The 25,490-nt window shown below is 32.3% G+C and carries 25 protein-coding genes; 9 read left to right on the top strand and 16 right to left on the bottom strand.

The window, feature by feature from the left end:
* Window positions 1-67 precede the first annotated feature (67 nt).
* The 6 genes from coaE to ACKTST_RS08720 all read right to left on the bottom strand — a co-directional run bounded on the left by coaE (window position 68) and on the right by ACKTST_RS08720 (window position 4,612).
* On the bottom strand, window positions 68-667 hold the full coding sequence (gene coaE / locus ACKTST_RS08745; protein ID WP_408047383.1) for a dephospho-CoA kinase: 600 nt from the start codon (window positions 665-667) through the stop codon (window positions 68-70).
* A complete protein-coding gene (locus tag ACKTST_RS08740; protein WP_408047382.1) occupies window positions 660-1,589 on the bottom strand; it encodes a YbbR-like domain-containing protein in 930 nt (309 codons plus the stop codon). Before ACKTST_RS08740 ends, coaE begins: the two co-directional genes overlap by 8 nt.
* A gap of 81 nt (window positions 1,590-1,670) precedes the next feature.
* Window positions 1,671-1,991, bottom strand: coding sequence for a preprotein translocase subunit YajC (yajC, locus tag ACKTST_RS08735; protein WP_408047381.1), 321 nt, complete (start codon window positions 1,989-1,991; stop codon window positions 1,671-1,673).
* Window positions 1,991-2,458 (bottom strand): DUF1573 domain-containing protein, encoded by a 468-nt coding sequence (locus ACKTST_RS08730; protein WP_408047380.1) that lies wholly within the window; start codon window positions 2,456-2,458, stop codon window positions 1,991-1,993. Before ACKTST_RS08730 ends, yajC begins: the two co-directional genes overlap by 1 nt.
* Before the next feature lie 36 nt (window positions 2,459-2,494).
* A complete protein-coding gene (gene nusB, locus ACKTST_RS08725) occupies window positions 2,495-3,433 on the bottom strand; it encodes a transcription antitermination factor NusB (RefSeq protein WP_408047379.1) in 939 nt (312 codons plus the stop codon).
* A 78-nt stretch (window positions 3,434-3,511) separates the two neighbouring features.
* Window positions 3,512-4,612, bottom strand: a complete 1,101-nt coding sequence (locus ACKTST_RS08720; protein WP_408047378.1) for a Glu/Leu/Phe/Val family dehydrogenase — start codon at window positions 4,610-4,612, stop codon at window positions 3,512-3,514.
* Window positions 4,613-4,767: 155 nt separating this feature from the next.
* Here ACKTST_RS08720 and ACKTST_RS08715 point away from each other — a divergent pair, with 155 nt between their 5' ends.
* Both ACKTST_RS08715 and ACKTST_RS08710 read left to right on the top strand, forming a co-directional pair.
* The gene (locus ACKTST_RS08715; RefSeq protein WP_408047377.1) at window positions 4,768-6,522 is read left to right on the top strand and encodes an ABC transporter ATP-binding protein; all 1,755 of its coding nucleotides are present in this window, start codon (window positions 4,768-4,770) and stop codon (window positions 6,520-6,522) included.
* Window positions 6,523-6,600: 78 nt separating this feature from the next.
* Window positions 6,601-6,963 (top strand): PUR family DNA/RNA-binding protein, encoded by a 363-nt coding sequence (locus tag ACKTST_RS08710; protein WP_408047376.1) that lies wholly within the window; start codon window positions 6,601-6,603, stop codon window positions 6,961-6,963.
* Window positions 6,964-7,345: 382 nt separating this feature from the next.
* Here the strand turns inward: ACKTST_RS08710 and ACKTST_RS08705 are convergent, their stop codons facing one another.
* The 3 genes from ACKTST_RS08705 to ACKTST_RS08695 are packed head-to-tail and all read right to left on the bottom strand — an operon-like array spanning window position 7,346 to window position 9,649.
* Window positions 7,346-8,383: an isochorismate synthase gene (locus tag ACKTST_RS08705; protein WP_408047375.1), complete on the bottom strand. Its 1,038-nt coding sequence runs from the start codon at window positions 8,381-8,383 to the stop codon at window positions 7,346-7,348.
* Window positions 8,380-9,231, bottom strand: coding sequence for an alpha/beta fold hydrolase (locus ACKTST_RS08700; RefSeq protein WP_408047374.1), 852 nt, complete (start codon window positions 9,229-9,231; stop codon window positions 8,380-8,382). The genes ACKTST_RS08705 and ACKTST_RS08700 overlap by 4 nt, the downstream gene beginning before the upstream one ends.
* 1 nt (window position 9,232) lies before the next feature.
* On the bottom strand, window positions 9,233-9,649 hold the full coding sequence (locus ACKTST_RS08695; protein ID WP_408047373.1) for a PaaI family thioesterase: 417 nt from the start codon (window positions 9,647-9,649) through the stop codon (window positions 9,233-9,235).
* 56 nt (window positions 9,650-9,705) lie between these two features.
* On the opposite strand from ACKTST_RS08695, the gene ACKTST_RS08690 reads away from it, so the two are divergent.
* Window positions 9,706-10,206: an IS1096 element passenger TnpR family protein gene (locus ACKTST_RS08690; protein ID WP_408047372.1), complete on the top strand. Its 501-nt coding sequence runs from the start codon at window positions 9,706-9,708 to the stop codon at window positions 10,204-10,206.
* 3 nt (window positions 10,207-10,209) lie between these two features.
* The gene (locus ACKTST_RS08685; protein WP_408047371.1) at window positions 10,210-10,830 is read left to right on the top strand and encodes an L-threonylcarbamoyladenylate synthase; all 621 of its coding nucleotides are present in this window, start codon (window positions 10,210-10,212) and stop codon (window positions 10,828-10,830) included.
* A 1-nt stretch (window position 10,831) separates the two neighbouring features.
* Here ACKTST_RS08685 and ACKTST_RS08680 read toward each other — a convergent pair whose 3' ends face one another.
* Together ACKTST_RS08680 and ACKTST_RS08675 are read right to left on the bottom strand one after the other, a co-directional pair.
* Window positions 10,832-11,830, bottom strand: a complete 999-nt coding sequence (locus ACKTST_RS08680) for a glycosyltransferase family 2 protein (RefSeq protein WP_408047370.1) — start codon at window positions 11,828-11,830, stop codon at window positions 10,832-10,834.
* 321 nt (window positions 11,831-12,151) lie between these two features.
* The gene (locus tag ACKTST_RS08675; protein ID WP_408047369.1) at window positions 12,152-12,595 is read right to left on the bottom strand and encodes a type I restriction enzyme HsdR N-terminal domain-containing protein; all 444 of its coding nucleotides are present in this window, start codon (window positions 12,593-12,595) and stop codon (window positions 12,152-12,154) included.
* Window positions 12,596-12,796: 201 nt separating this feature from the next.
* On the opposite strand from ACKTST_RS08675, the gene holA reads away from it, so the two are divergent.
* Entirely contained in the window at window positions 12,797-13,798 is a 1,002-nt protein-coding gene (holA, locus tag ACKTST_RS08670; RefSeq protein ID WP_408047368.1) for a DNA polymerase III subunit delta, read from the top strand.
* 146 nt (window positions 13,799-13,944) lie between these two features.
* Here the strand turns inward: holA and ACKTST_RS08665 are convergent, their stop codons facing one another.
* The gene (locus ACKTST_RS08665; protein WP_408047367.1) at window positions 13,945-14,604 is read right to left on the bottom strand and encodes a hypothetical protein; all 660 of its coding nucleotides are present in this window, start codon (window positions 14,602-14,604) and stop codon (window positions 13,945-13,947) included.
* Window positions 14,605-14,736: 132 nt separating this feature from the next.
* Window positions 14,737-15,255 carry a hypothetical protein gene (locus ACKTST_RS08660; protein ID WP_408047366.1) on the bottom strand — a complete coding sequence of 173 codons (519 nt, stop codon included), beginning with the start codon at window positions 15,253-15,255 and terminating at the stop codon, window positions 14,737-14,739.
* A gap of 195 nt (window positions 15,256-15,450) precedes the next feature.
* Between ACKTST_RS08660 and ACKTST_RS08655 the strand changes: the two genes are divergently transcribed.
* On the top strand, window positions 15,451-17,082 hold the full coding sequence (locus ACKTST_RS08655; protein ID WP_408047365.1) for an ABC-F family ATP-binding cassette domain-containing protein: 1,632 nt from the start codon (window positions 15,451-15,453) through the stop codon (window positions 17,080-17,082).
* A gap of 159 nt (window positions 17,083-17,241) precedes the next feature.
* Here the strand turns inward: ACKTST_RS08655 and ACKTST_RS08650 are convergent, their stop codons facing one another.
* Window positions 17,242-18,111 (bottom strand): zinc-dependent peptidase, encoded by an 870-nt coding sequence (locus ACKTST_RS08650; RefSeq protein ID WP_408047364.1) that lies wholly within the window; start codon window positions 18,109-18,111, stop codon window positions 17,242-17,244.
* Window positions 18,112-18,364: 253 nt separating this feature from the next.
* On the opposite strand from ACKTST_RS08650, the gene ACKTST_RS08645 reads away from it, so the two are divergent.
* On the top strand, window positions 18,365-18,649 hold the full coding sequence (locus ACKTST_RS08645; protein WP_408047363.1) for a hypothetical protein: 285 nt from the start codon (window positions 18,365-18,367) through the stop codon (window positions 18,647-18,649).
* A gap of 52 nt (window positions 18,650-18,701) precedes the next feature.
* Here the strand turns inward: ACKTST_RS08645 and gcvP are convergent, their stop codons facing one another.
* Window positions 18,702-21,557 carry an aminomethyl-transferring glycine dehydrogenase gene (gene gcvP, locus ACKTST_RS08640; protein ID WP_408047362.1) on the bottom strand — a complete coding sequence of 952 codons (2,856 nt, stop codon included), beginning with the start codon at window positions 21,555-21,557 and terminating at the stop codon, window positions 18,702-18,704.
* 131 nt (window positions 21,558-21,688) lie between these two features.
* Here gcvP and ACKTST_RS08635 point away from each other — a divergent pair, with 131 nt between their 5' ends.
* Together ACKTST_RS08635 and serA are read left to right on the top strand one after the other, a co-directional pair.
* A complete protein-coding gene (locus ACKTST_RS08635; RefSeq protein ID WP_408047361.1) occupies window positions 21,689-22,501 on the top strand; it encodes a UbiA prenyltransferase family protein in 813 nt (270 codons plus the stop codon).
* Between the two features lie 162 nt (window positions 22,502-22,663).
* A complete protein-coding gene (serA, locus tag ACKTST_RS08630; protein ID WP_408047360.1) occupies window positions 22,664-24,556 on the top strand; it encodes a phosphoglycerate dehydrogenase in 1,893 nt (630 codons plus the stop codon).
* 34 nt (window positions 24,557-24,590) lie between these two features.
* Here the strand turns inward: serA and ACKTST_RS08625 are convergent, their stop codons facing one another.
* Entirely contained in the window at window positions 24,591-25,367 is a 777-nt protein-coding gene (locus ACKTST_RS08625; RefSeq protein WP_408047359.1) for an IclR family transcriptional regulator, read from the bottom strand.
* Between the last annotated feature and the right edge of the window lie 123 nt (window positions 25,368-25,490).

Genomic DNA, 25,490 nt, shown 5'->3' with positions numbered 1-25,490 from the left:
AACTTAGATTAACAAAGTTACTATAAAATTAAGAGTCTTTTAACATTTATGGTTAATTAAATGTAAATCAGCTGTAGCTTTTTGTTAAAGAATTATGAATCTTTAATACTTGCTTTTTGGTTTGTGTAAGTATAAGATTTTCAATTATATAGTGAGATTGTAGTGTTTTTTTAGCCTCACTCCATTGATTTTTAATTCTGTTTTTTACTTCTTCGATAGTAGAACTATCTCTTTTTAGAACTCTATTTATTCTTATTGATTCTGGAGCGGTAACTGTTATGATTTTATCACAAAAAGAATCGCTACCGTTTTCAAAAAGAATTGCGTTTTCGTATAAAATGTATGCTTTGCTTGAGTTTTCTTTTATGAAATTTTGTAAGTGTTGATTTACAACAGGATGTACAATAGCGTTTAAAATCGCTAGTTTTTCTTTGTTTTTAAAAACGATTGAAGCTAAATAAGGTCTGTTTAATTCGTTATTAATATAAGTTTCGCTTCCAAATTCTGAGATTAATTGGGTTTTGATTTCGTTAGAAGTATGCATTAGTTTTTTTGCTTCATCATCGGCAATGTAAATTGCAATATTTTCAAATTCTGAAAACATTGTAACGATGGTAGATTTTCCGCTACCTATTCCGCCAGTTAATCCTACTACCATGTTATTCATAAATTAAGAAATCAATTTTTTTAGGAACAATTCTAACTGTCGAAATTTGCTCGGGAAACTCTTTTAGCTTTGGAATTAAATAGTTTAATTCCTTTTTGGTTGACTCTAAATAGTCACATTCAATTTTAAATAAATCGGGAGTTATACTGTTGAAGTTCTTAAGTCCTACCTTATAAATTATTTTTACTTTTTTAGGAAATATATTGATGCCTTTTGGGGCGTTTTTTACAAAAACAGGAACTTCTATTTCTCCTTCAGTAAATTTATCAACTGACAGCTCTATTTGAGCAGATTGATGACTGCTTTTAAGTTTTATTCCTTCAGGAAACACAATAGCTGAAGTAGTATTTGTGTTTTTAGAAATGTTTTCTAAAGAAGTTTTTTGTAACTCTAAAAACTGAATTTTATTAATGTCGTTTTCATCACCTGAAATTAAAACACTATCAGGAATTGTATTGATAGGTTTTGATAAATCATAACCTAATTGAAAAGTGATGTTTGTATTAGGTTTTATAGGCACTTTTTTAGAGTTTAAAGTACCAATAGTTAAAGGTATTGTGTCTTGTTGAATATTGATTAGTTGAATACCTGATTTTAATTGATTTTGTACGTCAGAAAGTATGTTTTTAGATAAGAAGTAATAGTTGTTTCCTCTTTTTTTAATTGCTTTGTTTAGTTGTAAGGTAATCGGTTTGTGGTTAATACTAGACGTCAATAAATTATAACCACTACTTTTTACGTTTATAGTAATTTTTTTAAAAGGAGTTTCAATTAGTGTTTTTTGTTGTGGTAACTGAGTGTATTCTAAATCGTATTGAACTGTAGAATTGTATTCTTTTGATAGGTTTATTAGAAGCCAAAAAAATATTGAGGCAGTTAAAAAACCGAAAAAGGTTTTAGGTATGTTTATTTTATTTTTCAATGATTGTTTTTATAAATGCAATCTACATAAAAAACAAAAAAGTGAGCTATGTAGCTCACTTTTTTATATAAAATGTAACTGTTAGTTTTTACTATCAGTACTGTATTTTTTACTTAATTCCATAGAAATTGCCGAACGCTCAAACTTAATCTTGCCAGCACCAGTTTCAATAGTAACTGTATTGTCGTTGTCGTTAAGTTCAACAATTTTACCATGAATACCACTAGTGGTAATAATTTTAGCTCCTTTTTTAATTTCAGCTTGAAATTGTTTTTCCTTTTTTTGACGTCTCATTTGCGGACGAATAATTAAAAAGTAAAAAACAGCAATCATAGCTACAAAAGGAAGCATACTCATTAAGCTTTCTTGAGAACCAGCTTGTAAAAAGATTGTTGTAAACATTATGCTTCTTTGTTTTTAGGAGTTACCATTCCTGAAATTTTAAGAATTTCTCTACCTTTTTCAGTATTAGTAGTAAGTGTAATAGACTTTGATTGTTTATTAGGCTTACCACTAGTATTAAAAGAAACTTTAATTTCACCTGTTTTACCTGGTGCAATTGGTTCTTTAGGCCAATTAGGAACAGTACACCCACAACTTGCTTGTGCGTTGGTGATTACTAAATCACTTTTACCTGTGTTAGTTACTATGAAAGTAGTTTCAACAACTTCCCCTTCTTTAACAGTACCAAAATCGTATTCCTCTTTGTCAAAAGAAATAACTGGGGCACCTTGGCTAATTGAGTTGTCTCTTTTTTCAGCGTTTTCAACGTTTTCTTTTTTTACTTTAGATGAAGCATTTCCTTGTCCGCAAGAAACTAATAATCCTGCTGAAACCATAAATGCTAATGCTACTGCTATTTTCTTCATTGTAAATGTTTTTAGTTTTGTTGTAAAAATAATAATTTATAATAAACCTCTACCTATTTTAACCATCTTGTTAGATGCTAAATAGTCTTTTGCTAATTTATCTAATACTCCGTTGATAAAGTACCCACTTTTGTTGGTTGAATAATCTTTAGCAACTTCAATATATTCATTTATTGATACTCTACTTGGTATAGATGCAAAATGTAAGAATTCAGTAATTGCCATCTTTATGATAATCATATCAATGTCTGCAATTCTATCAGCTTCCCAGTTAGGAGTTTTTTCTTTGATGTCTTCTTCGTATTTGTGCTGATTCAACATAGTTTTGTTGAATAAATCTGCTACAAATTTTTGATCATCACTGTCCTTATATAAACTTCCTAAAATAAAAGGTTTATTAGCTTTTTGTTTGTTTAAAGTTTTTAAAATCCATGTATTTACGAATGGAATATCGTCAATCCAAGAAATCATTTTATCTTCAAAATAGTCTGCTAACTTTTCGTTAGGGGCAACTATTTCTCTGAAAAAATCAATAACAAAAGCTCTGTCTACATTAAAAGAGTCTTCAACGGTATCCATATATTTTGCATACATGTCACTCTTTTGTAACTCATCTAATAAGATTTTTATATACTCATCGTCAAGATCCCAATAGTTTAATTTATTAAGTTCAACATATCCTTCTAAACTCACACTTTCGTTAAGTAAGTTTAATAATTTGTTGTCGATAAATTTTGTATTTGGGTTTAGTTCTTCTTTTGTAGCAAGAATTTTCTTTTTTGAAAGCTCAATTCTTTTTCGAGCTAATTTTTGAACTTCAACTAATAATTGAAGATTTAAAACGTACAAGTCGTACATTTTTTGAATGCTGTGTTTTAAGAATTTTTCTTCTTTCACTAAATCATCGCTATGCGATTGTTGCATCGCATAAATCGACTGCATTACTTTAACACGAATATGTCTTCTGTTAATCATTCTAAAGAACTTTAAAAAAAAGAGCGATAGAAACTATTTTCTAACGCTCTGCAAAAGTAAAACTTTTTTATTTTTTATCTAGCTATTTTGCTCTTTTTTACGAGCGTCAATTCTTGCTTGTGCAATATTAAAAGCAGCTTGATGTGTAGTGATATTTTCTTTTTCTGATAAATTGAAAATCTCTAAAGTAGTATTGTAAATGTTTTCAGTTCTTTTTAGGCTTTCAGCTTTGTCATATCCAACAACTTCAGCATATACATTGATAATACCACCAGCGTTAATTAAGAAATCAGGAGCATAAGCAATTCCTTTTTCCTTTAACATTGTACCGTGTTTTAACTCGTTTGCTAATTGGTTGTTAGCAGCACCAGCAATTACTTTAGCTTTTAATTGAGCAATACTAGCATCGTTAATTGTAGCACCTAAAGCACAAGGAGCATAAATATCTAAATCTAATCCGTAAATATCATTTCCTAACACTACGTTAGCTCCGTATTTTTTGCTTAATTCTTCTAAACGAGCTTCGTTAATGTCGTTTAAAATTACTTGAGCGCCTTCATCAGTAATGTGTTTTACTAAAGTTTCACCTACATGACCAACACCTTGTACTAATACTTTTTTTCCTTCTAAATTATCAGTTCCAAATTTGTATTTAGCAGCAGCTTTCATTCCCATATACACTCCATAAGCAGTAACAGGAGATGGGTTTCCGGATCCACCAATTGCTTCTGAAACACCAGTAACGTGTGGAGTTACTTCACGAATAACATCCATATCACGAGTTTCCATTCCAACATCTTCAGCAGTAATATATTTTCCGCTTAAAGAGTTTACAAACTCACCAAACTTACGCATTAATGCGTCGTTTTTTTGAGTTTTAGCATCACCAATAATAACTGCTTTACCACCACCAAGGTTTAAACCTGTAATTGCAGATTTATATGTCATACCACGAGATAAACGTAATACATCATTTAAAGCATCCCATTCACTTTTATATTGCCACATTCTAGTACCACCTAAAGCTGGTCCTAAAGTTGTGTTATGAATACCTATAATTGCTTTTAAACCTGTATCTTCGTCGTTGCAAAAAACGATTTGCTCGTGATTGTCAAAAGATAACTGACCAAACACTGGGTCGTTCTTAAGATCTTTAGTATCAATGATTTCTGATGTCATTTTTAGTTGTTTTTTAATTTGAGTTGTTTTTAGCAATCTCAAAAATTCGAGTGCAAAAGTAAGAAATCGTTAAAACATAAGCAAAAAAAGGTGTCTAATTTATGGTATCTTTAACAAGAAGTCTTTTTAAAGTTTAATTTTTTAAAGAAGTATAATTGAAAGCATTACAACATTTAAATAAGTATTTTTTAAAATACAAGTGGAGGTTATTACTAGGGATATTCATAACGGTATTAGCTAAGATATTTATGCTGAGAATCCCCGATCTTGTTGGTGATTCTTTAAATGTGGTTGAAGATTATCAATTGGGTAAAATCACCGAGCTATCTGAAGTAAAAGATATTCTTTTAAATAATATTTTATTGATTATAGGGGTAACTCTACTAGGTGGTTTCTTCACTTTTTTAATGCGTCAAACCATTATTGTAATGTCTCGAATGATAGAGTTTGATCTTAAAAATGAGATTTATCAGCAATATCAACGATTATCACTCAACTTTTATAAACAAAATAGAACGGGTGATTTAATGAATCGTATAAGTGAAGATGTGTCAAAAGTGCGTATGTATGTTGGTCCGTCTATTATGTATTCCTTAAATATGTTGGTGTCGTTTATTATTGGGTTTACCCAGATGTATGCAATCTCTCCAAAACTTACACTGTATACAATGATACCGTTTCCAGTACTGTCTGTATCCGTTTTTATTTTAAGCAAACAGATTAATAAGCGAAGCACAATTGTGCAACAGTATTTATCAAAATTAACAACATTTAATCAAGAGTTTTTCTCTGGAATAAACATTGTAAAATCGTATGCTATCGAAAAAGAAGTGATTAAAAACTTTGATGAATTAGCTGATCTCAATAAAGAAAAGAACATCGATTTATATAAAGTTCAAGCGCTATTTTTCCCGTTAATGATTTTGTTAATCGGTATAAGTAATATTATCGTTTTGTATGTTGGTGGTACATTATATATAAATGGAGAAATTCAAGTTGGGGCTATTGGGGCATTTATAATGTACGTAAATATTTTAACGTGGCCAGTTGCGGTGGTTGGATGGGTAACTTCTATGGTACAGCAAGCTGAAGCATCGCAAGAAAGAATTAATGAGTTTTTACAGCATGTTCCAGAAATACAAAATATCAACTCTAAAGAAACAGAAGTTCAAGGAGAAATAGAGTTTAAAAATGTATCGTTAACTTATGAAGATACTAATATTAAAGCTCTTAAAGACATCAGTTTTAAAGTTGAAAAAGGTGAAACTTTAGCAGTTTTAGGAAAAACAGGAAGCGGAAAATCATCTATTATTAATTTAATTTCACGTTTATATGACACGACTAGTGGAACGGTTTTAATTGATGGAGAAGATATTACAACCTGCAATTTGTATGATGTAAGGAATCAAATAGGCTTTGTGCCGCAAGAACCATTTTTGTTTTCTGATACTATTGAAAATAATATCAAGTTTGGAAAAGGGGATGCTACAGAGGAAGAAATTATTGAAGCGGCTAAAAATGCAGTAATTCACGAAAATATTATAGACTTTAAAGAAGGGTACAAAACGATTTTAGGTGAGCGAGGAGTAACGCTTTCTGGAGGGCAGAAACAGCGTACTTCAATAGCTAGAGCGATTATTAAAAATCCTAAAATTTTAATTTTTGATGATTGTTTATCAGCGGTAGATACAGAAACTGAAGAGAGAATTTTATCAAATTTAGAGCGTGTTTCAAGTGATAAAACAACAATAATTATTAGTCATAGGGTGTCCTCAGCAAAAAATGCTGATAAAATTATTGTGTTAGATGATGGAAAGATTGTTCAGCAAGGTGTTCATAATCAATTAATAAAAGAAAAAGGATATTATAAAGAGTTATACGAACAACAACTTTTAGAAAAAGAAATATAGGGTTTCGTATTGCCAAGTAAAATATTTTGTTAGATTTGTTGAGAAATTTTAAGCAAACAACTATTATTTAGTCGAATTATGAGCGAGAGAGTAGAACAAGAAGAAATCTTTTCACAAGTTTTAAGAGCAGGAAGAAGAACGTATTTTTTTGACGTTAGATCTACAAAAGCAGATGATTATTATTTAACAGTAACTGAAAGTAAAAAATTTACGCACGATGATGGTTCTTTCCATTATCAAAAACATAAAATTTACTTATACAAAGAAGATTTTGAAGACTTTACAGAAATGTTGAACAAAGCAACAGATTATATTGTAAACGAAAAAGGTTCAGAAGTTATAAGTGAGCGTCACCAAAAAGACTACAAAAGAGAAGAAGGTGTAGCTACTGAAGCTACTTCTACTGAAAGTTTTACTGATGTTTCGTTTGAAGATATTTAAACAGAAGAAAACTGTTTAGCACAACCCTAAACACAAAAAAATGTTTGTGTTTAGAGTTTGGTTAGTGCCAAAAAAAATCAATTCAAATTCAATTTACACACAAAAACCGCCATTGTTACACAGCAATTGGTGGTTTTTATTTTTTAAATAAGTGATTTAATCTTGTTAGGTAATTTTGAAGCGAATTCAACCAGTTGCTTATACGTAAACGTTCTACCTACTTTACTGTTAAGCTTATCCCCGTACTGGTTAACTCTGAGTAATTTTTGTTTCATAGAAAATACTTTTTTGAGTTTACCTAAATATACGAAAAAAAATAGCTGATTTACAGAATGTTGTGTAAATTTGAGTTAAAATATTATTAAAACAAAAGTGTTTTTCCTTACAAAACTTTTTTCATCGTAGAGGTTTTGGCTACTGTTTCTTGCCATTCTTTTAAAGAATCGCTGTCTTTAGTGATGCCTCCACCAACATAAATACAAACCGATTCATTCCTCACCTCCATGCAACGTAAATTAACAAACAAGTTACTTTCTTTTAAATTTAGGTTTAACTCGCCTAAAAAGCCAGTATAAAAGCTTCTGTGGTAATTTTCATTGTGCAAAATAAATTTTTTTGAAGCTTCTAAAGGAAGTCCACAAACTGCAGGGGTTGGGTGTAAGGTTTTTATCAGAGAAGTATTATCTGCTTTAAGTTTGCCATTAATAATCGTTCTAAGGTGTAGTAAATTACCAGCTTTGATAGTTTCGGTTTTTGAAGTTGAAATTGTTGTGCAAATTTCAGAAAGTCTATCGGTAATATAATCAGTTACAAATTGTTGTTCCTCAATTTCTTTCGGTTGCCAAGTAACATCAATGCTCTCATCGTAAACTTGAGTTCCTGCCAAAGCCATTGTAGTAAAACTTTTCTGTTGAATACTTACTAAAGTTTCAGGTGTTGCACCTAACCACATGCCAACTTTTGGATGAAACCAAACATACACAAAAGCGGTAGGATAGTTGTTAAGAAGCTTTTGGAAGGTTTCAATAATATCGAAGTTGGTTTGTTTTATTTCTTCTTTTCTAGAAAGTACTACTTTTTTAAACTGATTGTTTTTTATAGCTGCTATTCCTTTTTCAACAAGTTGAATGTGATTTTCTTTAGAAGAAGTTTCAGAAGCCTGAATCTTACTCTCTAAATCAATGTTATATGTACTTACTTGTTCTTCAAAATAGGCAGATTGTTCTTCGGGAATAAGAATAGCATCTTCATTACTATCAAACGGAGCGAAAATGAATCCACTTTCATTAAAATTTTCCGAAGTAATTAACTTGTCATTTTGCTGAAACCATCCCTTTAAGTGTGGACTATCAGGTTTTTTGTAAGCAACAAAAGGAAGTTGCTTTTCTAAAGCTTCTTTTATAGTTGAAAAAATACTCAATCTAACTGTTGTATTAAATGTTGTTTAAGGGTGTCAAATTTACTCCAAATAAATCCATGACCCGCATCTTTAATGCTAATTAATTCGAACTGGTTTTTAGGAAACTGCTGTTGTAAGAATTTTGAGTTTTCATAAGGAACAATCCAGTCGCTGGTTCCGTGGATACTAACTATAGCGTTTGGGGTAGATTTCCAGTTGTTTTCAAACTGTTGTAAATCTTGTTTGTGTGATAATTTCTCTTTGCTAGCTTTTCTCCAAATAGGTGGTATGAGCCATCTGGTAAGTTTCCATTTGTATAAGTTTAGAGCCCAAGGCATTGGTTCTACTTTGCTATAAACAGCTGGCGCTAATAATATTACTTTATCAACTTTTTGTTGAAGTGCTAAAGCAATAGGTCCGCCATAAGAATAGCCAACGACAATTATTTTAGAAGAACGAATGTTTTTTATAATGTCTTGCAACATGTCTCGTTCAAAAGCAATACTTTCTTGTACTGAGTTTTTGTCGTTGTAATTATATCCAATTCTGTCATAAGAAATCATATTTACTTTGCTTAAAAGTAAGCTGTCTTTCATGTACTCGATAAAATCGGTAGAAGAACCTATAGTTCCGTGAACAAAAACTAGCGTAGGTAAGGTGGAATCTTTTTCTATGGAAAGTTTTCTGTATGTGAATCCGTTGAAATTTTGATAAGAAAGAATAGGGATAACGGAACTGTTTTTAAACTTGTTGAGTACTTCTTTATCAGATTTTGGAGCGGTAAAATTCCAAAATAAAAAGTATAAAACAAGAAAGATTACAGTAATTACTGCTGCTAAAATTTTAAAAATTTTCTTTAGCAATTTCATACTATTTCTTATCTAAAATAATGTTGGTTATTTTACAAAGAGAAATTAAATTATTGTCTTCATCTACAATTCTAACTTCCCATAAATGCGTTGTTCTTCCTTTATGAATAGCTTTAGCGGTAGCGAAAACTTCACCTTCTTTTTTGCTTTTTACGTGGTTAATACTGAGTTCTATACCGTTAATTATTTTGTTAGAATCTCTTAAAAAGAACGCAGAAGCACAACTTCCTACCGATTCAGCTAAGGCAGCAGTGGCACCACCGTGTAAAATTCCGTATGGTTGATGCACTTTTGAGGTTACAGGCATTTTAGCAGTTATATAATCATCACCCAAATCGATAAACTCAATTTCTAAAGTTTCCATTAAGGTGTTTTTGTTGTAACTGTTAAGGATGGTAAGAGATTCTTGCTTGTTCATTTTACTGTAATTATCATTCAAAAATACGTATTTTTGCATGGATTAAAAACGATAGAATGTATAAAGTACGTGTAATTTTAGATACAAAAGAAGATGTGATAAGAACCTTAAAGGTAAATGAAAAAGCTTCGTTAGAAAACTTACATTTTGATATTGCAAAAGCGTTTGGTTTTGACGGACAAGAAATGGCATCTTTTTACCGTACCGATGAAGATTGGAATCAAGGAGAAGAAATTCCGTTGTTTAATATGGCTGAAGCAGGTGAAGGTACTTCAATGGCTACTTGTATTTTAAATGAAACATTGCCAGAGGTAAACGATAAATTAATTTACGTTTACGATTTTTTACAAATGTGGACTTTTTACGTAGAAGTTATTGAAGAATCTGATGAAACAATTGCTGAAGCAAAAACTATATTAGAGATAGGTCAAATTCCTGAAGAAGCTCCTGAAAAAGAGTTTAAAGCAGAAGATATTTCATCAGATTTAGACGAAGAATTTGACGATGAGTTTAATGATTTTGAAAGTTTAGACGATTTTGATTTTGACAATTACTAAATCATGGCACAATTTATAAAACTGTATAACGACAATCCGAATCCGCGAGAGATAGAAAAAATTGTAAAAGTTTTACAAGCAGGCGGATTGATAATTTATCCAACTGATACGGTTTACGGATTGGGTTGTGACATCACAAACTCAAAAGCATTAGATAAAGTCGCAAAAATTAAAGGCGTTAAGCCCGAAAAAGCAAACTTTTCGTTTGTTTGTAACGATTTAAGCCACTTGTCAGACTACGTTAAACAGATTGATACAGCTACATACAAAATATTAAAAAGAGCTTTACCAGGACCTTACACGTTTGTGTTACCAGGTAGCAATTCGTTACCAAAAGCGTACAAAAAGCGAAAAACGGTTGGTATTCGTATTCCTGATAACAATATAGCAAGAACTATTGTGCAAGCGTTAGGAAACCCTATTGTGTCAACTTCTATTCATGATGAAGATGAGATTTTAGAATACACAACCGATCCTGAATTGATTTTTGAAAAATGGCAAAATATAGTTGATGTTGTGGTTGATGGAGGTTATGGAGATAACCACGCATCTACAGTTATTGATTTAACGACTGATGAACCTGAAGTAATTCGTGAAGGAAAAGGTAGTTTAGATGTTTTGTAAACTACTTCAACTGATTGAATAATTTTCTTCCCTTTGCATAATATTGCCAAACTACCGACTTATGTAAAAAATAGCTTGACTTCTTTGAGAATCCCTTTCTTTTTTTGATGAACTTAAGGAAATGTGCATAAAAGCTAAAATGAGCTTTTAAAATAGCTAATAAATGTGTTGGCTTTCCTTCCAATAAAAACTTGATTCCTGCTAATCCATCCAATACTAAGCGAGAAAAGATAATAGGTAATAATTTAGAAGCAGGTAAATTTTTAGTTAAGTTTAGTAAACTGTTTCTAAAGTTTAAAAACGTTTTTCTAGGATTTAAAGTATCTAATGTAGCACCACCTACATGATACACAGTGGAATCTCCCACATATTTTATGGTATGTCCACTATTTTTAGCACGCCAGCACAAATCGATTTCTTCTTGATGAGCAAAAAAGTCCTCGTCAAATCCATTAAGTTGATGAAATACTTCTGAACGGATAAAAAAACAAGCTCCTGATGCCCAAAAAATCTCAGTAATATCGTTGTACTGTCCGTTGTCAGTTTCTAAGTCATTAAATAAACGACCACGACAATACGGGTATCCAAAAGCATCAATAAAACCACCTGCAGCACCAGCATATTCAAACTTGGTTTTGTCTTTAAAATCTAAGATTTTAGGTTGAATAATTGCAGTATTAGGCTCTCTTTTAAAAGTATCAATAATAGGAACTAACCAATTCTGAGTAACTTCAATATCAGAATTTACCAAGCAATATATGTCAGCCTCAATATGTTGTAAGGCATCGTTGTAGCCTTTTGCATAGCCACCATTTTCAAGGTTCTGAACAATTTTTACGGTTGGAAAATGTTCTCGTACAAACTCAATAGAATCATCGGTAGAAGCATTGTCAGCTACATACACTTCAGCTTCTTGTGAGCTAAAATTTACTACAGAAGGTAAAAATTGCTCAAGCAATTGTTTTCCGTTCCAGTTTAGTATGACGATGGCTGTTTTCAAGATGGCAAATTTACAGTTTATTAATGAAATTAGGTTAAAAACTTCCCGTAATTGCGAACGGTAGTGAAGCAATCTCTTTACTTAGATAAAGATAGCCACGTCATCATAACTCCTCGCTATGACGTTATAGTTATTGTCATTGCGAACGCTAGTGAAGCAATTTTTTTGATAGAGATAGCCACGTCATTATAACTCCTCACTATGACTTTATAATTGTCGTCATTGCGAACGGTAGTGAAGCAATCTGTCTGTTGATAGTTAGATTACTTTAGCCATAACCTCTTTCGTAATGACGAGTTCTGTCGAAAAAATTTTATATACTTATAAATACTCAGGAATATCTCTTAAAAAAACATAGGTTTCATTTTCTTTATCTAGCTTGCAAAAAAAGTGTTGCAGTCCGTTGGTAACTATAAGAAAATTGGCGTTTAGTTTTAGGTTGTAACGTGCAATTTGATCAAACGTATCTTGTGTGATTTTTATATGCGGAGCTTTACATTCCACAATAATATTCGGATGTCCTTCCGAAGAAAAAACCACAATATCGGTACGTTTTTTAAGGTTGTTAATAACCAACTGTTTTTCAATAGCAATTAACGAAATAGGATAGTTTTTCTCTTGAATCATCCATTGTGCAAAATGCTGACGTACCCATTCTTCTGGAGTTAATACCACATATTTTTTTCTCAAATTATCAAAAATAAGCGTCTTATTTTCGTTACTTTTGAGCTTGAATGTATAGCTAGGAAGGTTGAGCTTTTGCATATACCAAAAGTAAGAAAATTATAGGTCATTGTGAGCAATCTGTTAATTGAAAAAGAGATAGCCACGTCATTATCACTCCTCGCTATGACGTTATAGTTATTGTCATTGCGAACGCAGTAAAGTAATCTGTTTCTCGAAATAAAAGAAACATAATAATGGCATTTTAATTCATCAACACTAAAAAAAGATAGAAAAGCATAAATGAACGAAATTAAATCTATCATATCCGATATAAAAGGAGGTAACATTAAACCCATTTATTTTTTAATGGGAGAAGAACCGTATTACATTGATAAAATTTCAGAGTATATCGAAGACAATGTATTGGATGAAGCTGAAAAAGGATTCAATCAAGTAGTTATGTACGGTCGTGATGTGTCGATAGAAGAAATTGTATCGTCTGCAAAACGCTTTCCGATGATGGCAGAAAAGCAGGTGATTATTGTTAAAGAAGCTCAAGATTTAAGTCGTTCTATCGAAAAGATAGAGAGTTATGCAGAGAATCCGCAACCGAGTACGGTGTTGGTGTTTAACTATAAATACAAAAAGCTTGATAAACGTAAAAAAGCCTACAAAGCAATTGCTAAAAACGGACTTATTTACGAGAGTAAAAAACTATACGACAATCAGGTAGCGGATTGGATTCGTCAAGTATTAGGCGGTAAAAAGTTTACTATTGAACCGAAAGCTTCGCAAATGCTAGTAGAGTTTTTAGGAACGGATTTAAGTAAAATTAGCAATGAGCTGGATAAACTGACTTCGGTATTGCCTGCTGAAACGATTATTGCCGATAAGCATATTGAAGAAAACATTGGGATTTCTAAAGACTTTAACAATTTTGAGTTGCGTAAAGCTGTTGGGCAGCGAGATGTTGTAAAAGCGAACAGAATTATCAATTATTTTGCGCAGAACCCAAAAAATAACCCGTTAGTGATGACAATTTCTTTACTAAATAGCTTTTTTACGCAATTATTAATGTACCACGGATTAAAAGACAAATCGAAAGCTTCAGTGGCCAAAAGCTTAGGGGTAAACCCATATTTTGTGGATGACTATGTTAATGCAGCTCGTAACTACCCGATGCGAAAAGTATCGCAAATTATTGCTTTATTACGCGATGCTGATGTAAAAAGCAAAGGGGTTGGTGCTAACCAAACCCATGCTGATATTTTAAAAGAATTGCTGTTTAAGATTTTGCATTAACGTATATCTGTATGATTTTTTGCGGGAAAAGGACGCGAGTCGTTTTCCGATGTTGCGGAAAGATAATTAATAAGATTGAGTTTCCGGTGAGGGAATTCAGCCGCAATTAATTATACACCTTGTTAGCGATAGTTAGTTGAGAAATATTATTTATTTGTTATTTCTTTTAGTATTTCTTTATCTACCTTTTCGGTCAACATCAGATACTCTCTGATTTCAGGTTCAAGAAAAGTGATGTTTTCGTTTGCAATTTTTGTACCTGATTCTAAAGTCTTTTTGTGATCCTCTAATTTGGCAAATAAATCACAAGTCATCAATTGTCCAATTAGACTTGTTTCGTTTGCAGTTAAATAATTACTTAGTTTAAGAGTCGATTCACAAAGTGGTATTGTTTGATTTTTAACTCTATCAAGTCGATAAATCCAATTCTTTTCTTCAAACCTTATTTTGTTTAAGGGGATATTATCCGTCAATTTTTTGATACTATCTTGATCAGGATAATAATTTTCAAAAGAACTTCCTTCTATAGATTTTGGCCACTCAACTGCTCCATTGTTTTGGGTAACAGCTGTAAAATACATATCGAATAGTAATATATCTCGAATAGCTTTAATTCTTTCAGTATGCTTTCTTAATAGGCTGACTATTTCTAGTCTTTCGTTTTGTTGTTCAATTTGTTCTTGAGTAATTTTTTTATTTTCAATTTCTTTCCCGAAATGATAGGAGCCATATCCGCCTAAGGCGGTAAATAAAATTCCAATTACGATAATTATTTGACAAATAGTTTGTAATGTTGATGGGTTCATATCTATTCTTAATTATTGCTAACGGTCTCGTATAACCGTCAGTTACGGGTTAATATGCGTTAATTTTGGTTTGGCACAGACTTTAGCAATTCCGAGTGGATTCGGACGTAGTCGAATCCGACGTAATTGCGGTTAAACATTGTTACCAACAGTTATTACTTTTTCCTCTACCATCTTTTTTAATTCATTTTTCAAATCCTCATAAACAATTCCGATTTTTGGATTATTTGATTGATATATTATGAAGTCCGATTTCACACTACTTTTTTTATTTTTTAGTGTTACTTCATATTTTTTGTTGTCAACTTCATATTCAAATAAATGAATATAAAACGAAGATGTATCATTAGGTTTTATTCTTTCGCTCATTTCAAGTTTTCCACGAACAATTGTTCCGTTTGAGAGAATATCAATAATCTTTTGTTTTTTATATTCCCATTGTATTAGTGTTCCAATGAAAGTTAATTGAAATACAATTGCAATTCCTTTCCAAAAGAAGCCTTCAGTAATCAAAAACTTTGGTTGAGAATTAAATAAATCATAATCAACTATCAAGAAAATTAATACAACAATTATTAAAATATAATTATTTCTATTCAGAATTTTTGCGATTTTGGTTTTGTCGGTCAATCTTATTTTTCCTGTTTTCAATATTTTGGTTTTAATTGTTGGTAACTTGTTATATATCGAACTTTATTTCTTTTGTCCCAAAAATAGCTTGGGATATCATGAAGTTTTAGCAATTTTTCTTCTTTCAAATATAACAAAATCAAAATACTGTGTAAGTGAAAGTTTTTGTCAACTTATGAACCGTTTTTGTTAATTTCGCCGCATAAAATTATTTGTATGATTACGGTAGATCAATTAACGGTTGAGTTTAGTGGTAACACCTTGTTTAGCGACGTGTCGTTTGTAATTAATGAGAACGATAAAATTGCCTTAATGGGTAAAAACGGTGCGGGAAAATCCACCATGATGAAAATTATTGCAGGAGTTGCCAATGCTACCAAAGGAGGTGTTCGTAGTCCGAAAGATACCGTAATCGCTTATTTACCGCAGCACTTGTTAATGGAAGACAATTGCACGGTAAAAGAAGAGGCATCCAAAGCTTTTGAATCGGTTTTTGCTATGAAAGCTGAAATGGATGATCTTAACAAACAATTAGAAACCCGTACCGATTACGAATCGGATGCGTACATGAAAATCATTGAGCGTGTTTCAGATTTAGGAGAGAAATTCTATGCTTTAGAAGAAGTAAACTACGAAGCGGAGGTAGAAAAAGCCTTAAAAGGATTAGGGTTTAAGCAAGAAGATTTTGAAAGGGCTACCTCAGAGTTTAGTGGAGGTTGGCGTATGCGTATTGAGTTGGCGAAAATTTTACTGCAAAAACCCGATTTAATTCTGCTAGATGAGCCTACCAACCACGTAGATATCGAATCGGTAATTTGGTTAGAGAATTTCTTGTTAAACAAAGCCAAAGCGGTCGTGGTAATTTCGCACGATAAAGCGTTTATCGACAATATTACCAACCGAACTATCGAAGTCACGATGGGAACCATTCATGATTACAAAGCGAATTATTCTCATTATTTAGAGTTGCGTAAAGAGCGTCGCGCACATCAAATAAAAGCTTACCAAGAACAACAAAAATTTATTGCCGATACCAAAGCATTTATCGAGCGTTTTAAAGGAACCTATTCAAAAACGAATCAAGTAGCTTCTCGAGAGCGTATGTTAGAAAAATTGGTTCCTGTAGAGATAGATGAAGTAGATACATCAGCCTTAAAATTACGTTTTCCACCATCACCACGTTCGGGAGATTACCCTGTAAAAGTGGAAGGACTGACCAAAAAATATGATGATTTAACGGTATTTAAAGATGCGAGTTTCTCTATAGCTCGTGGCGAAAAAGTATCGTTCGTAGGAAGAAACGGAGAAGGAAAATCAACCATGATTAAAGCAATTATGGGAGAAATTGATTTTGAAGGGGAGTGTGGTTTAGGACATAATGCCAAAGTAGGCTACTTTGCACAAAACCAAGCATCGTTATTAGATCCTGAGTTGACAATTTTTCAAACTGTTGATGAAGTAGCTGAAGGAGATATCAGAACGCAGATTAAAAACATTTTAGGACGTTTTATGTTTTCGGGGGATGACTTAGAAAAGAAAGTAAAAGTACTTTCTGGAGGAGAGAAAACCCGTTTGGCAATGGTAAAATTGTTATTAGAACCAGTAAATGTGTTGATTTTAGATGAGCCTACAAACCACTTAGATTTAAAATCGAAAGAAGTTATAAAAGAAGCTTTGCTACACTTTGATGGAACGTTGATTTTAGTATCGCACGACCGTGATTTCTTACAAGGTTTGTCTCAAAAAGTATTCGAGTTTAAAGACCAGCGTGTTATCGAACATTTTGAAACGATTGATGCCTTTTTAGAGCGTAACAACATCAAAGCGTTAAAAGAAATAGATTTGTAGTAACTGTCATTGCGAGCTATAAAGAAGTAAGTCTGCTAATTAAAGAAAAGATAGCCACGTGGTTGTTGCTCCTCGCTATGACGGTGTTGTTTGTCATTGCGAACGTAGTGAAGCAATCTATTAAAAGAGATCATGAGAAGCTAGCTACTTAGAGACGGTTTAATTCATTCCACAACATTTTTTATACTTCATGCCACTATCACAAGGACAAGGATCGTTTCTGGAAATGTCAATACGTTTTAAATGCAGGTTCATTTCATCCATATCTTGTTTGAATATTTGCTCTAACAAATGATAAAGTTCAGGATGCTTTCTAGCTAATAATTTAGGGCGTTCAAAAAAATATTCACTAGCAACAGAGAAGAACTCAGCTCTGTTAGTGCCTCCATACGGATTGATATCTGAAGTGTTGTTGTAAATTTCTTCAATTTTTTTGTTGATTAAATCAATCCAAGGAATACTGTATTGTTTTTCTAATAGTAAATGTGGAATACCGTCAATATTTCCATCTAGTTTGTCAATTAGATGTACAAACTCGTGGATTGCAGTGTTTTTCTTGTCTGTTTCGTTTTCAAAACCTAAGTGTAAGGCGGGTTTTGATAAAACCATTTTTCCTTCCATGTATCCGTTTCCTACCATCCCTAAAATTCTTCGATTGTTCCCTTCGGTTTCAAAATGTTCGTTGAACATATCTGGATATAAAATAATTTCTTTGATGTTAGGGTAGCGCCATTCAGGAAAGTTAAAAATCGGAATTACTGCGCTAGATGCTATTAAAAGCTTGTCGGTAATTGTAATTGAAACATCAACTCCTATCACTTCATGGTTTAATAAAAATTCAAAGACTTTGTATTCAAATAGTTCTTTTTCTTTTGGAGTTAAAGCATTGTAAAAGGCGACTTTTTCCGCTAAAATAAGTTTCCAGTTTTTAGGAAAAGATGCAGTAGGTTGTTTCCATTCAGGAGTAGGTTTACTCTTAGTTAGCACGAAGAAAATACCTAGCAGTATGATTGTAGTTAGAAATGTCATCAAAATAAATTCTTGTTGAAAGTAGTAAAATTTGATGCATTTACCGTGTTTTAGTTCATTTTGTTGATAACAATAGACTTTTTAGCGATTAACTTGTTTATTGTATTTTTGTTATATTGTAATGACTCGGTTTAATTTATTAACATATGTTATTAACAATTGTTAATAACTGGTTTATTTTTGTTTTCAAATTATTGAATTATAGAAAATTAAGATTCAAATAATTGAGTTAACCCCTAATTCCCCAACAGATATGTTCTTTAAAAAAACAAAAACAGAAAAAGAAGCTCAAGAGAGGCTCTTGAGGTTCCCACAAATAGACGTGTTAGAGCACGGAATTGATCAGGTAAACGATGCTTTAAATTTGAAAAGAGCATTCTTTCAAGAAAACTTAAATCGTACCCGATTAAAAATTTTCTTTACCGATTTTGGAGTGTTACAAAAGATAGAAACTTCTGTATGGACGATTTCTGAGAAGTCAATTATTTTAAAAAATGATACAGTAGTTCCGTTAAGTGGAATCATTGCTGTTGCATAAACAAAAAAAATCCCTCAATTAGTTGAGGGATTTTCTTTTCTATAATAAATTTTTAAGCTTCCGCTTCCATATAATCTTCAATAGGATTACAAGAACAAATTAGGTTTCTATCACCAAATGCATCGTCTACACGACGTACAGATGGCCAAAACTTATTGTCTGCAATATATTCTAAAGGAAAAGCTGCCTGCTTACGAGTGTAAGGTAAGTTCCACTCATCAGCAGTTAACATTTCTTGTGTATGAGGAGCATTCTTTAAAACGTTGTTATTGTCATCTTTTGAAGCGTTATCAATCTCTTTTCTGATAGAAATTAACGCATCACAAAAACGATCTAATTCTGCTACGCTTTCAGATTCTGTTGGTTCTACCATAATAGTTCCTGCTACTGGGAAAGAAACCGTAGGTGCATGGAATCCGTAGTCCATTAAACGTTTTGCAATATCAACAACTTCAATTCCATTTTTCTTGAAATCGCGACAATCTAGAATCATTTCGTGAGCAGCACGATTCATCTCACCAGTATACAATGTTTGAAAATGTCCGCTTAAACGCTCTTTCATATAGTTGGCGTTTAAAATAGCATTTTTGGTAGAGTTTGTTAACCCGTCGGCACCTAACATCGTAATGTATCCGTAAGAAATTAAACATGCTAAAGCAGAACCCCAAGGAGCTGCAGAAATAGCTGTAATTGCATTATCTCCACCGGTAGCCACTACTGGATTCGTTGGTAAAAACGGAACTAATTGTGGGGCTACACAAATTGGTCCTACACCTGGTCCACCACCACCATGAGGAATAGCAAAAGTTTTATGTAAGTTTAAGTGACAAACATCTGCACCAATCGTTGCAGGATTTGTTAATCCTACTTGAGCGTTCATGTTAGCACCATCCATATACACTTGTCCGCCATTATCGTGGATGATTTGCGTAATCTCTTTGATGGCTTTCTCATATACTCCGTGAGTAGATGGATAGGTAATCATTACAGCAGCTAAATTATCTTTGTTTTTTTCAGCTTTTGCACGTAAATCTTCAACATCAATATTACCTCTTTCATCCGTTTTGGTAACGACTACTTTCATACCTGCCATGACTGCAGATGCTGGGTTAGTACCGTGTGCAGATGCAGGAATTAAACAAATGTTTCTGTGTGTATCTCCGTTAGCTTCATGGTATGCTCTAATTACCATTAAACCTGCAAATTCACCTTGTGCACCAGAGTTTGGTTGTAAAGAAGTACCTGCAAAACCAGTAACTACGTTTAACTGTTTTTCTAAGTTCGTTAAAACTTCTTGGTACCCTTGAGCTTGATCCATTGGTACAAATGGGTGAATATTTCCCCATTGCGGGTTGCTCAATGGTAACATTTCTGAAGCTGCATTTAACTTCATAGTACAAGAACCTAAAGAAATCATTGAGTGATTTAAGGCTAAATCTTTACGTTCTAATTTTTTGATATAACGCATCATCTCAGTTTCTGATTGATACGTGTTAAACACTTCATTATCTAAGAAAGAAGTGTTTCTTTTTATGTTTTGAGGAATTACATCAGCAGATGCAAACTCAGTAATTGTAATATCTTGAATATTGAAAGCTTGTTCAAAACAATCAACAATAGCATTGATTTCTTTTAGACCAACAGTTTCGTTGACAGAAATTGAAACATGATTTTCATCAATATAATTAAAGTTAATTCCGTTAGCTTCCGCTATAGGGCGAAGTTTATCAGCTTCAACTTCAATTAAAACAGTATCGAAGAAAGATGTGTTTTTTTGTTTGAATCCTAAACTGTTTAAAGCGTTTGCTAAAGTGGCTGCACTTGTATGAACTCGGTTAGCTATGTATTGAATTCCGTCTTTTCCGTGGTATACAGCATACATACCCGCCATAACAGCTAATAATACTTGTGCAGTACAAATGTTTGAAGTAGCTTTTTCACGTTTTATGTGTTGCTCACGAGTTTGTAATGCCATACGTAAAGCACGTCCGCCATCTACATCTTTGGTAACTCCGATAATACGACCTGGGATGCTTCGTTTGTATTCTTCTTTCGTTGCAAAATATCCTGCGTGAGGACCTCCGTACCCTAATGGAATACCGAAACGTTGTGTTGTACCTACAACAACATCGGCTCCAAATTCAGCAGGAGCTTTTAAATTTACTAACGATAATATATCAGCAGCAACGGCTACTTTTATACCATTGCTGTTACAGTTTGAAACAAAATCAGTATAATCATAAACTTGTCCGTGTTTACCTGGGTATTGAACAATAGCACCAAAGAATTCATTTGAAAAATCAAATTCTTCATGGTTTCCAATAACTAATTCAATTCCGATAGGGATTGCACGTGTTTGTAATACTGATAATGTTTGTGGCAAAATTTCTTCAGAAATAAAGAATTTGTTTACCTCAGCTTTCTTTTGTGCACGATCACGAACATCGAACAATAAAGCCATAGCTTCAGCAGCAGCAGTACCTTCATCTAACAAAGACGCATTTGCCAACTCCATTCCTGTTAAATCGCAAACCATCGTTTGGTAGTTTAACAGAGCTTCTAAACGTCCTTGAGCGATTTCTGCTTGATAAGGAGTGTACGCAGTATACCATCCTGGGTTTTCTAAAATATTACGTTGAATAACACTAGGTAAAATAGCTTCGTGGTATCCTAAACCAATGTAGCTTTTAAAAACTTTGTTTTTAGCGCCTAATTGGGTAATATGGTTTAAGTATTCGTATTCGCTCATAGCAGGAGCTAAATCTAACCCTTTTTGAAGGCGAATATCATCAGGAATAGTTTCGTAAATTAATTGGTCTAAGCTTTCAACTCCAATAGTTTCAAGCATATGTTTTTGGTCTTTAGCACGTGGACCTATATGACGTAATTGAAACGAATTCGTGTTCATTTGTGTTGTTTGTTTTTAAGTGGCTCAAAAATAATGAAATTGCACGACTTGTTGTTATATATTTTTTGGTTAATAGCAATATTTTATTAACCAAATTGAAGGGTTATAAACATAAAAGTTATTTTTGTTAGATGAAGTTTTTAAAAACACTACTCGATTTTTATATAAACTCTAGTATTCATGTTGCTTTAGCAGTGTTTTCATTTGTTCGAATAACGGAGTTTTATCTTAGAATTGCACCTAATGAATCGTTAAATTGGTTCGTGTTTTTTGCTACTGTTACTGGGTATAATTTTGTGAAGTATGCTGGGGTTGCAAAATTGCATCACCGTAGTTTAACAACTCACTTAAAAATAATTCAGATTTTTTCGTTACTCTGTTTTTTGTTGATGTGCTATTTCGCTTGGTTGCTTCCGTTACGAATCGTATTGTTTTTTGTGCCTTTTGGGTTGTTAACTTTTTTATATGCAGTTCCTTTTTTTAGTGGGTTTCAAAAGAATTTGAGAAGTATTGGTTATTTAAAAGTGGTAGTAGTAGCTGCTGTTTGGATGGGAACTACTGTTTTATTACCAGTTTATGCAGCAGAAATTTCGTTAACAACAAAGGTGCTTTTAATGTCAGTTCAACGGTTTTTGTTAGTGGTGATTTTGATTCTTCCTTTTGATATTAGAGATGTGCAGTATGACGCTATTTCTTTGCAGACTATTCCTAAGAAGATAGGTGTAGAAAGTACTAAGAAATTTGGATATGTTTTATTGCTTTTATGTTTGGTGTTAGAGTTTTTAATGAGCCCGAATGCAGAATTTAAAAGAGTATTTTTAGGAGTGTTTTTTGTAATTCTTTTTTTGTTGATGAGAGCAAAAACGAATCAAACTAAATATTATAGTTCTTTTTTGGTAGAAGCGGTTCCTGTTTTTTGGATGCTTTTGTTGTTAGTAAAATAAAGTTATTTCAGTATTTTCTAGAGGAAAAGTAACAGAATTACAGTTGAAACATCAATACCTCTTAAAACTGAAACTTAAGAGCTTAGTTATGTGTAATTTTATAAAAACCTTTGTACATTCGTTCGCTTAACAACACAACAACAAAATAGATTATATTTCATCATGAATTTAGTAAAGCGAAATTTCGTTTTCGATTTCGACAGCACACTAACACGTGTAGAAGCATTAGATGTTTTAGCTGAAATCACGCTAGCCAATAATCCTAAAAAGGAGGAGATTATTCAACAAATAATAAAAATAACCAATCAAGGAATTGATGGTGATATTTCTTTTACTGAATCGTTAGAAAAACGTATTCAGCTGTTAAATGCCACTGCTTCAGATTTACCATTACTAATTGAAGAATTAAAACAAAAAGTATCACCTTCTATTGAAAGAAATAAAGAATTTTTCGAAAAATTCTCTGATAATATTTATGTGATTTCTGCGGGTTTTAAAGAGTTTATTGATCCAATAGTTACAAAATATAACATTCCTTCGGAAAGAGTTTTTGCAAATACATTTGAGTTTGATAAAGAGGGAGTTATTGTAGGTTTTGATAGTGATAATCCATTATCTAAACACAATGGGAAAATAGATTGTTTAAAATCCTTAAATTTAGAAGGTGAAGTACAAGTAATTGGCGATGGTTATAGTGACGCTGTTACCAAAGAAGCTGGAGTTGCCGATACTTTTTTTGCGTATACAGAAAATGTATCAAGAGAAAAAACAATCGCTAATGCTGACCATATTACACCAAATTTAGATGAATTTTTATACGTTAACAAATTGCCTAGAAACTTATCATATCCAAAAAACAGAATTAAGATTTTACTTTTAGAAAATGTACACACCGATGCGTTTACAAAATTGTCGGGTGATGGATTTTCTGTAGAAACTGTTTCAAGAAGTTTATCAGAAGATGAATTGATTGAAAAATTAAAAGATGTACATGTGTTAGGAATTCGTTCTAAAACTCAAGTAACTCGAAAAGTTATTGAAGCTTCCGAAAAGTTAATGGTAGTTTCTGCTTTTTGCATTGGTACCAAGCAAATCGATTTAGAAGCATGTAAAGAAAACGGAATTGTAGTTTTCAACGCACCGTATAGTAATACGCGTTCTGTGGTTGAATTGGCTATAGGGGAGATAATTATGTTAATGCGTAGTGTTTTTCAACGTAGTACCGAGTTGCACAATGGTTTTTGGAATAAAACAGCGGATGGTTCAAGAGAAGTTCGTGGTAAGAAATTAGGAATTGTTGGGTATGGTAATATTGGTAAACAATTGTCTGTATTGGCGGAAGCTTTGGGTATGGATGTGTATTACTACGATGTTGAAGATAAACTAGCCTTAGGAAATGCTACAAAAGTAAATAGCTTAAAAGAGTTATTAAATATTTCTGATGTGGTTACCTTACATATAGATGATAATGCCACGAATAAAAATTATATAGGCAAAGAAGAAATTGCTGAAATGAAAGATGGTGCGCATTTAATCAATTTGGCTCGTGGTTTTGTGGTTGATATTGAAGCTTTGGTTGAAGCTTTAAAAACTAAAAAATTAGCGGGAGCGGCTGTAGATGTGTATCCAGAAGAACCTAGAAAAAACGGAGATTTCTATACAGAATTAAAAGGATTAGATAATGTGATTTTAACACCACATGTGGGTGGAAGTACAGAAGAAGCTCAAAGAGATATTGCTGATTTTGTTCCGAATAAAATTATGGCATATATAAACTCCGGAAATACAGTTGATGCTGTTAATTTTCCTAATATAAGATTGCCAAAGCATAAAAACGCACATCGTTTTTTACATATTCATGAGAATGTACCTGGAGTGATGGCAAAAATCAATAAGGTGTTAGCTAAATATGAATTGAATATTACAGGACAATATTTATCTACCGATGAAAAAGTTGGTTATGTAATTACGGATGTTGATAAAGAATATGATCAAGAAGTGGTTACTAAGCTAAAAAGTGTAGATGGAACCATAAAATTTAGAGTATTGTACTAACAAAAATAAACCCTGCTTTTGCAGGGTTATATTTTTATAAACTCTCAAAACCTGTAAACTCTTTTTCAATTTCAACTACTCCTTTTTTTAATGTTTTAATGTAGTTTGGTATGTTTTCGGTTCTAAACCTACTTAACGGACCGGAAGCACTGATGCTTGCAATTACTTTTTTCTCTTTATTTCTAATAGGAATAGCAATACTAACCAAGCCTAATTCTAATTCTTCTATGTCTAATGCATATTCTTGTACTGTAATCAGCTCTAAATCTTCTTTTAATTTTTTAATGGAGTCAATGGTGTGTTTGGTAACCTTATGTAAAGGAATTCTGTTTAAAATTTTTTCTTGAGTATTCTTTTCAGAAAAAGCAAGTAATAATTTACCAGAAGCAGTTGCATGTATAGGTTGATAAGAACCTATTGAAGTATTTATTTTTAAACCATGTAAACTATCCGCTTTATTAATATGAAACACTTGATCTTCTTTTAAAATACTCAATAAAACGGTTTCCTGAATTTCTAAAGCAACATTTTTTATAGGAATGTTGGTCGATTTTGAGATGGCTTTATAAATAGCAACTCTGTTTCCTAATTCAAATAACTTACTTCCTAAGCTGTATTTTTCATCTGTGTTTTGATGAACAATGTTTAGTGATGCAAGCGTGTTTAGTAAACGATAGGTAGTACTTTTATTGTAACCTGTTTTTAAAGCTAATTCGCGTACACCCCATGAGGTTTTATCATTGGTAAAAGCATCAAGTAATTTAAATGCTTTTACGACAGATTGGTTTACTTTTTTATCAGAATCATTCATAAATGTCAAAAAAATATTGACTAAGATAATAAAATTGTGTAGATTTATAAAACACCGTTTCATAAAGTGAAACACTTTGCTGTTTTATTTTGTTTAGAAATAAAGTATCTTTAGTGTTCTTTT

Origin of the sequence: Tenacibaculum crassostreae (assembly GCF_964512405.1) — a bacterium.
In the GTDB taxonomy this organism is placed as follows: domain Bacteria; phylum Bacteroidota; class Bacteroidia; order Flavobacteriales; family Flavobacteriaceae; genus Polaribacter; species Polaribacter crassostreae.
The sequence above is the reverse complement of the archived record's forward strand: the minus strand, read 5'-3'. Positions and strand labels throughout refer to the sequence as shown.

Coding starts and splice junctions, on each gene's coding strand:
- coaE (WP_408047383.1), bottom strand. CDS start 667: ATGAATAACATGGTAGTAGGATTAACTGGCGGAATAGGTAGCGGAAAA.
- yajC (WP_408047381.1), bottom strand. CDS start 1,991: ATGTTTACAACAATCTTTTTACAAGCTGGTTCTCAAGAAAGCTTAATG.
- ACKTST_RS08730 (WP_408047380.1), bottom strand. CDS start 2,458: ATGAAGAAAATAGCAGTAGCATTAGCATTTATGGTTTCAGCAGGATTA.
- nusB (WP_408047379.1), bottom strand. CDS start 3,433: ATGATTAACAGAAGACATATTCGTGTTAAAGTAATGCAGTCGATTTAT.
- ACKTST_RS08720 (WP_408047378.1), bottom strand. CDS start 4,612: ATGACATCAGAAATCATTGATACTAAAGATCTTAAGAACGACCCAGTG.
- ACKTST_RS08710 (WP_408047376.1), top strand. CDS start 6,601: ATGAGCGAGAGAGTAGAACAAGAAGAAATCTTTTCACAAGTTTTAAGA.
- ACKTST_RS08700 (WP_408047374.1), bottom strand. CDS start 9,231: ATGAAATTGCTAAAGAAAATTTTTAAAATTTTAGCAGCAGTAATTACT.
- ACKTST_RS08695 (WP_408047373.1), bottom strand. CDS start 9,649: ATGAACAAGCAAGAATCTCTTACCATCCTTAACAGTTACAACAAAAAC.
- ACKTST_RS08690 (WP_408047372.1), top strand. CDS start 9,706: ATGTATAAAGTACGTGTAATTTTAGATACAAAAGAAGATGTGATAAGA.
- ACKTST_RS08685 (WP_408047371.1), top strand. CDS start 10,210: ATGGCACAATTTATAAAACTGTATAACGACAATCCGAATCCGCGAGAG.
- ACKTST_RS08675 (WP_408047369.1), bottom strand. CDS start 12,595: ATGCAAAAGCTCAACCTTCCTAGCTATACATTCAAGCTCAAAAGTAAC.
- holA (WP_408047368.1), top strand. CDS start 12,797: ATGAACGAAATTAAATCTATCATATCCGATATAAAAGGAGGTAACATT.
- ACKTST_RS08665 (WP_408047367.1), bottom strand. CDS start 14,604: ATGAACCCATCAACATTACAAACTATTTGTCAAATAATTATCGTAATT.
- ACKTST_RS08655 (WP_408047365.1), top strand. CDS start 15,451: ATGATTACGGTAGATCAATTAACGGTTGAGTTTAGTGGTAACACCTTG.
- ACKTST_RS08650 (WP_408047364.1), bottom strand. CDS start 18,111: ATGACATTTCTAACTACAATCATACTGCTAGGTATTTTCTTCGTGCTA.
- ACKTST_RS08645 (WP_408047363.1), top strand. CDS start 18,365: ATGTTCTTTAAAAAAACAAAAACAGAAAAAGAAGCTCAAGAGAGGCTC.
- gcvP (WP_408047362.1), bottom strand. CDS start 21,557: ATGAACACGAATTCGTTTCAATTACGTCATATAGGTCCACGTGCTAAA.
- ACKTST_RS08635 (WP_408047361.1), top strand. CDS start 21,689: ATGAAGTTTTTAAAAACACTACTCGATTTTTATATAAACTCTAGTATT.
- serA (WP_408047360.1), top strand. CDS start 22,664: ATGAATTTAGTAAAGCGAAATTTCGTTTTCGATTTCGACAGCACACTA.
- ACKTST_RS08625 (WP_408047359.1), bottom strand. CDS start 25,367: ATGAATGATTCTGATAAAAAAGTAAACCAATCTGTCGTAAAAGCATTT.